This window comes from Microvirga pakistanensis (assembly GCF_004458765.1).
GTDB classification, from domain to species: domain Bacteria; phylum Pseudomonadota; class Alphaproteobacteria; order Rhizobiales; family Beijerinckiaceae; genus Microvirga; species Microvirga pakistanensis.
Window position 1 is genome coordinate 1 of the sequence record NZ_SPJX01000545.1, and the last position, 223, is coordinate 223.

1 protein-coding gene is annotated in these 223 nt (G+C 66.4%); it reads left to right on the forward strand.

Annotated elements, in window-relative coordinates:
* Nucleotides 1-223 (forward strand): rRNA maturation RNase YbeY (gene ybeY / locus E4K09_RS23745; RefSeq protein WP_134500160.1); only part of this gene is annotated, 223 nt, incomplete at both ends.

Sequence of the window (223 nt, forward strand, 5' to 3'; positions counted from 1 at the left end):
GACGAGGCGGACGGGGATTTCGACGTGAGCGTGATGCTCACCGACGACGCCCAGATCCGGGAGCTGAACCGCACCTGGCGGGGCAAGGACAAGCCGACAAACGTGCTCTCCGTCCCGGCCCCCGAGCAGCCGGGCGCGACGGGGCCTCGCCATCTGGGCGATATTGCTTTAGCCTACGAGACGCTGATGCGTGAATCCGAGGAGGAATCCAAGGAGCTCGCGC